Origin of the sequence: Streptomyces silaceus (assembly GCF_001419745.1) — a bacterium.
GTDB lineage: Bacteria > Actinomycetota > Actinomycetes > Streptomycetales > Streptomycetaceae > Streptomyces > Streptomyces silaceus.
Genome location: NZ_LIRJ01000323.1, coordinates 1 through 6868, shown reverse-complemented (window position 1 = coordinate 6868; position 6868 = coordinate 1). Strand labels below are relative to the sequence as shown.

The 6868-nt window shown below is 71.7% G+C and carries 3 protein-coding genes and 2 pseudogenes; 1 reads left to right on the top strand and 4 read right to left on the bottom strand.

What is annotated here, in order from left to right:
- The 4 genes and pseudogenes from AOK22_RS43015 to leuS all read right to left on the bottom strand — a co-directional run.
- Positions 1–628: pseudogene (locus AOK22_RS43015) on the bottom strand (ComEA family DNA-binding protein); the annotation flags it as partial.
- Positions 629–946: 318 nt separating this feature from the next.
- Positions 947–1798, bottom strand: a complete 852-nt coding sequence (locus tag AOK22_RS27350; RefSeq protein ID WP_055701387.1) for a DegV family protein — start codon at positions 1796–1798, stop codon at positions 947–949.
- A gap of 88 nt (positions 1799–1886) precedes the next feature.
- The gene (locus tag AOK22_RS27345) at positions 1887–2633 is read right to left on the bottom strand and encodes a hypothetical protein (protein ID WP_055701386.1); all 747 of its coding nucleotides are present in this window, start codon (positions 2631–2633) and stop codon (positions 1887–1889) included.
- A gap of 116 nt (positions 2634–2749) precedes the next feature.
- On the bottom strand, positions 2750–5650 hold the full coding sequence (leuS, locus tag AOK22_RS27340) for a leucine--tRNA ligase (RefSeq protein ID WP_055701385.1): 2901 nt from the start codon (positions 5648–5650) through the stop codon (positions 2750–2752).
- Between the two features lie 396 nt (positions 5651–6046).
- Between leuS and AOK22_RS27335 the strand changes: the two are divergent.
- Positions 6047–6868, top strand: a pseudogene (locus AOK22_RS27335) (hypothetical protein); the annotation flags it as partial.

The window sequence follows — 6868 nt, the reverse complement described above, 5'->3', positions numbered from 1 at the left end:
GCCCCGGACGAAGGCGCGGAGCCGGCGCCCTCACCGGGGCCCCCGGCGAGGGCGCCGGCTCCGCGCCTTCGTCCGGGGCGGCGCCCGCCTCACGCACCACGTCGGGTGGCCGCACGGGCTGGGTCCGCCCCGTCCAGAAGTGCTGGGCGGCGAAGGCACCGGCGACCACGAGGAGGACGACGAGCGCGACCACGCTGCGCCGCTCGATGCCGCACCGCGACTGCAGCCACACCGGCAGCCGCTCCCGGACGGCGAGCGCCGCCCGCTCCCGCCGCGAAGGCATCGACTGCGGCGAGGACAGCGGCGCTCCAGGAGGTTCCGCTTGCGCCCTCCCTGCCTCCTCCCACTCTTCCTCGGAGGTGTCCGCCTGCGGGGCTGCCACGGCCGTCCGCGGCGCCCCCACGGCCGCCCGTGATGCCGCCGCCACCGTCGTCGAGACGCTCGGGCCGTCCGCCCAGCCCCACCCTTTCCCCGGCGCCTTCCCCGGCAGCGTCTCCGGCGCTCCCTCCAGCAGTTCCGCATCCTGCGGCACCACGTCCAACCGGGGCGAGGGCGGCGGGGGTTGTGGCTCGGCGAAGAGTCTGCGCGCCCGCAGGCGCACCGCTTCCGTCTCCGCACGTCTGCGCATGACCCTGCCGCGCGCAGAGTGGTGGCGTGCGCGGCCGTCGGACGTGGGGCCGCGACCTGGGCCGCTCGTCGCCGAAGTCGTCCGGGTCGGCGACGGCGCCCGTGACGGCGACCGGGAAGGGATCCGGGACGGAGTCCGGGAAGGGGTCCGTGAGGACGACCGTGAAGATGCTCGCGAAGTCGATCGAAGTGCCATGCCAACGACGTTAGACACCGCGGGACATACTTGTTGATCTTGGTCAATTACCGTGGACTACCCGGCAGTTGTGGATATCTCCGTCACCCACACGAGGGAGTCGGAGGCCTCCTCAGCGGCGGCTCACGGCTCGCACGGCGAGACCACAGCGCCCAGCAGCCCCGGCCCCGTGTGCGCCCCGATCACCGCGCCCACCTCGCTGACGTGCAGCTCGGCGAGGTCGGGCACCCGCTCCCGCAGCCGGTCCGCGAGGTCCGACGCGCGCTCCGGCGCCGCCAGATGGTGCACCGCGATGTCGACGCGGCCGGTGCCGGCCCGCTCGACCACGATCTCCTCCAGCCGGGCGATCGCCTTCGACGCCGTCCGCACCTTCTCCAGCATGTCGATGCGGCCGTCGTCCAGCTTCAGCAGCGGCTTCACGGCGAGCGCCGAGCCCAGCAGCGCCTGCGCGGCACCGATGCGCCCGCCCCTGCGCAGATAGTCGAGGGTGTCGACGTAGAAGTACGCGGACGTGCCCGCGGCCCGCTTCTCCGCGGCGGCCACCGCCGCCTCGGCCGACTCGCCCGCCTCCGCGGCCTCGGCCGCCGCGAGGGCGCAGAAGCCGAGGGCCATCGCGACCATGCCGGTGTCCACCACCCGCACCGGCACCGGTGCGTCCTTCGCGGCGAGGACCGCCGCGTCGTACGTACCGGAGAACTCCGCGGACAGATGCAACGAGACGATGGCCGTGGCGCCCGCCTCGGCGACCTTCCGGTACGTCTCGGCGAAGACCTCGGGGCTGGGCCGGGACGTGGTCACGGGCTTCCGCTTCTGCAGCGCCAGGGCGAGGGAGCGGGCCGAGATCTCGGTGCCCTCCTCCAGCGCCTGGTCGCCAAGGACCACGGTCAGGGGCACCGCGGTGATGTTGTGCCGCTCCATCGTCCCTTGCGGCAGGTAGGCCGTTGAATCCGTGACGATCGCGACATGGCGGGACATGAGCTGGAGATTACCCGCCTGGACCCCCGGGCGGCAGCCCGGCCCCCGCTCGCCCGGTTCGGCACCGGTTCCGTGCGTCACCAACGGATCAGGTCGTGCTCTCCGGCTTGGTCTTCTTCTCCCAGGGATACGCGGGCCTCGGGGCGGGCGGATCGATCGCGGGCTGGGTCGGCTCCTGGGCGCGGGCCGCCCGGTCGGAGCCGGACGGGTCGGACCAGGTCTGCTCGGCGTCCTTGCCCGGCGCGGGCTCGGGCTCCGGCCAGGCGGGCGGAGCCTGCGCGGGCGCCGGCTCGGTCGTCCAGTGCCGCAGCGCGCCGGCCTCCATGTCGATCTGCGTGCTCAGGGAGTCCAGGTCGTCACTGGCGAACTTGCGGGCCCGGTCGCGCGCCGACCACCGCAGCGAGTCCGCCGCCTTGGTGATCTGCGCCGTGCGCTCCCGCAGGTCGGGGAGCCGCTCGGCCAGCGCCGCCTTGTCCGGGTCGCGCTCCAGGCGCCGGAGCTCGTCGTCCAGCTCGTGGCCGTGGACGCTGAGCCGGTCGAAGAGCTCCAGGGACTCCTTCAGCGAGGCGTCCTCGGCCACGCCCGCGTGCAGCACGTCCTGCGTGGACCGCATGGACGTGCGCAACGAGAGCCGCAGCTGGGCCAGTTCGCCCGCGGTGCCGACCTGCGCGAAGCTCTTCGCGCGCAGCGTGGTGTCCTCCACCGTGCGGCGGGCCTCCAGGATGGTGCGGTCCACGCCACGCTTGGCCGCTCGGGCCACCTTCACCGTCGCGTACACACCCAGCACCAAGAACAGCACGAAAAGCAGCGCCACGATCGCGCCCACCGCTCCCATGACGCTCCTCTCCGTCGTCAGCCCGCCCGCCGTCTTCTTCCACCGTAAACGGAGAAGGCAGGCCGGAGGTTCCAACGGAACCCCCAACCTGCCCGTAAGGGAAGACCCCTATGCCGCTACGCGGGGACGATGTTCACCAGCTTCGGCGCCCGCACGATCACCTTGCGGATCCCCGCGCCGTCCAGCGCGGCCACGACCTTCTCGTCGGCCAGCGCGACCTTCTCCAGCTCGGCGTCGGAGATCGACGGGGAGACCTCCAGACGCGCCTTGACCTTGCCCTTGATCTGCACGACGCAGGTCACGGACTCGTCCACGACGTACGCCGGGTCGGCGACCGGGAAGTCCTGGTGGACGACCGAGTCGGTGTGGCCCAGCTTGCGCCACAGCTCCTCGGCGATGTGCGGGGCCAGCGGCGCGATCAGCAGGACCAGGCGCTCGGCGACGGACCTCGGCACCGCGCCGCCCACCTTCGTCAGGTGGTTGTTCAGCTCGGTGATCTTGGCGATGGCGGTGTTGAACCGCATGCCGTCCAGGTCCTGGCGCACACCGTCGATGGCCTTGTGCAGGGCGCGCAGGGTCGCCTCGTCGATGTCGGCCTCGGCCGTGTCGGCGACGGTGACCTCACCGGTCGACTCGTCGACGATCAGACGCCACAGGCGCTGCAGCAGGCGGTACTGGCCGACGACCGCGCGCGTGTCCCAGGGGCGCGACACGTCCAGGGGGCCCATCGCCATCTCGTACAGGCGCAGGGTGTCCGCGCCGTACTCGTCGCAGATCTCGTCCGGGGTGACGGCGTTCTTCAGGGACTTGCCCATCTTGCCCAGCTCGCGCTTGACCGGCTCGCCCTCGAAGAAGAACGCCCCGTCGCGCTCCTCGACCTCGGCGGCCGGCACCGGGAAGCCGCGGGCGTCCCGGTAGACGTAGGCCTGGATCATGCCCTGGTTGTACAGCTTGTGGAACGGCTCGGCGGAGGAGATGTGGCCCAGGTCGAACAGGATCTTCGACCAGAAGCGGGCGTACAGCAGGTGCAGCACCGCGTGCTCGGCACCGCCCACGTACAGGTCGACGCCACCGGTCGGCTGCCCCTCGCGCGGGCCCATCCAGTACTGCTCGACGGCGGGGTCGACCAACTGCTGGTCGTTGTGCGGGTCCAGGTAGCGCAGCTCGTACCAGCACGAACCCGCCCAGTTGGGCATGGTGTTGGTCTCGCGGCGGTACTTCTTGGGGCCGTCGCCCAGGTCCAGCGTGACGTTGACCCACTCTTCGTTGCGCGACAGCGGCGTCTCCGGAGAGGTGTCCGCGTCGTCCGGGTCGAAGGTGCGCGGGGAGTAGTCCTCGACCTCCGGCAGCTCCAGGGGCAGCATCGACTCGGGCAGCGAGTGGGCGACGCCGTCCTCGTCGTAGACGATCGGGAAGGGCTCGCCCCAGTAGCGCTGGCGGCTGAACAGCCAGTCGCGCAGGCGGAAGTTGACGGTGCCCTCGCCGATCCCGCGGGCGGCCAGCCAGCCGGTGATGCGCGCCTTGGCGTCGACGACGCCCAGGCCGTCCAGGGTGATCTCCTGGTTCGAGGAGTTGATCAGCTTCGCCTCGTACGAGGAGAAGGCCTCGTCCCACGTCGTGGTGTCGGTGCCGCGGTCGTCGGAGGGCTCGACCACGCAGCGCATCGGCAGGTGGAAGGCGCGCGCGAAGGCGAAGTCGCGGCTGTCGTGCGCCGGGACGGCCATGATCGCGCCGGTGCCGTAGCCCATCAGTACGTAGTCGGCGATGAAGACCGGGACCTGCTCGCCGCTGACCGGGTTGGTGGCGTAGACGCCGGTGAAGACGCCGGTCTTCTCCTTGGCGTCGGCCTGGCGCTCGACGTCGGACTTGGCGGCGGCGATGGCGCGGTACTTGGCGACGGCCTCGGCCGGCGTGGCGTGCCCGCCGGTCCACACCTCGTGGGTGCCCTCGGGCCAGGCGGCCGGGACGACCTTGTCGACCAGGTCGTGCTCGGGCGCCAGGACCATGTAGGTCGCGCCGAACAGGGTGTCCTGGCGGGTGGTGAAGACGGTGATGGCGTCGCCCTCGGTGCCCACGGGGAACGCCACGCGGGCGCCTTCGGAGCGGCCGATCCAGTTGCGCTGCTGCAGCTTGATGGCCTCGGGCCAGTCCAGCGCGTCCAGGTCGTCCAGCAGGCGGTCGGCGTACGCGGTGATGCGCATGTTCCACTGGCGCAGCTTGGCCTTGAAGACGGGGAAGTTGCCGCGCTCGGAACGGCCGTCGGCGGTGACCTCCTCGTTGGCCAGGACGGTGCCCAGGCCGGGGCACCAGTTGACGGGCGCGTCGGAGGCGTAGGCCAGGCGGTACCCGCTCAGCACCTCGGCGCGCTCGGCGGCGTCCAGCTCGCTCCACGCGCGCGTGGTGTCCGGTACGGCGCGCTCACCGCTCGCGAACTGGGCGACCAGGTCGGCGATCGGACGGGCCCGTCCGGCGTCGGCGTCGTACCAGGAGTTGAAGATCTGGACGAAGATCCACTGGGTCCACTTGTAGTAGTCCGGGTCGATCGTCGCGAAGGAGCGACGCTTGTCGTGGCCCAGGCCCAGCGCGCGCAGCTGCGCCTTCATGTTCTCGATGTTGGCCTCGGTGGAGACCCGCGGGTGGGTGCCCGTCTGTACGGCGTACTGCTCGGCGGGCAGGCCGAAGGCGTCGAAGCCCAGGGTGTGCAGGACGTTGTGCCCGGTCATGCGCTGGAAGCGCGCGAAGACGTCCGTGGCGATGTACCCCAGGGGGTGGCCGACGTGCAGGCCCGCTCCGGAGGGATACGGGAACATGTCCATGATGAACTTCTTGGGCCGGGCGACCAGGGCGGCCTCGGCCTCGTCCTTCGCGGCCATGTCGCCGCTCGGGTTCGGCGCCTCGTAGGTGCCCTCGGCGTCCCAGAAGTCCTGCCAGCGTGCCTCGATGTCAGCGGCCAGAGCGGCCGTATAGCGGTGCGGTGCGGCCACCTCGGAGGCGGCAGCAGAATTCGTCTCGCTCATGATCCTCAAAGCTCCATCGATCGTCTCTGCCTGCGGAATGGGCCGTCCTGGCCAAACAAAAATGCCCCTCGCACAGGAGGGGACGCCGCGCCGATTCCGACCGCGATTCACCGGCGGTCGGGACTGATCAGCGCGGCCCGCTAAGCAGAAGGCGTACGGCACGCATGGCGTCAGGGTACCGCAGCGCCCGCGCGGCCCGCGACGAGCTTTACCGGACACCCCTCGGGCACCGCGACCCCAGCCATTGGCCAAGGATTACTCCGCGTACCGCCCACTATCGGGGCAACACCAAGATCGTGTCGCACTTTGATAACAACGCAATAACTCAAACCCCGTACCCACCGGTATGGAGCGACTTAGCATGCGGCGGGACCGAACCACTTCGGAGCCGCCCCCATGAACCCTCTGCACCCCCATCGCAAGAGCCGTTCCCTCCCGCCCGCGGCACGGCCCGCACCGCCCCGCTCCCTGCCGCCCTCACGGGCCCTGGGGGCCGGAGCCCTGCTCCTGATACCCCTGCTCGTCCTCACGGCCGGCGACCAGTTCCGCGCGGCGCTCGACTTCACCACCGGCGTCCTGTGCCTGGTCTCGCTCACCGCCTCCGTGGTCTGGGGCCTGGTCGCCACGGACCGCCTGTTCCTGCGCTCGCGCCAGCGCCTGCTCGCCCAGGCCGTGCACCGCACCACGGCGCTCGCCTCCGTCGCGTTCCTGCTGCTGCACGGCACCGTCAAGGTCACGCTCGACCACGTGTCCCTGCTCGGTGCCCTGCTCCCCTTCGGCCTCGGCGTGTCCGGCAGCGCCGGGCTCATCGGCCTCGGCTCGCTCGCCGGCCTCCTCATGATCGCCACAGGTGTCACCGGGGCCCTGCGCAGCGCCTTCGCCTCCCCCGCGCGGATCGCCTCGCGCTGGCGGGCGCTGCACATGCTCGCCTATCCCGCCTGGTGCGCGGCGCTGATCCACGGCCTGTACGCGGGCCGCCCGCCGAAGCCGTGGGTGGTCGCCCTGTACTGCCTGTGCCTGGTCGCGGTCGCCGGGGCCGTCGCCCTGCGCGCGGCGCCCCTGCCGGTCAAGCGGAAGGTCGCCGCCCGGATCCTGTCCCTGCTCGAACCGGAGCGCACCGCACCGCCCGCCCCGAAGGAGCCGCTCCAGCTCCGGGAGGAGCCACCCGCGCGGGACACCGCTTTCGCCCCGCTCCCCGGAGCGGGGCGAAAGCGGTGT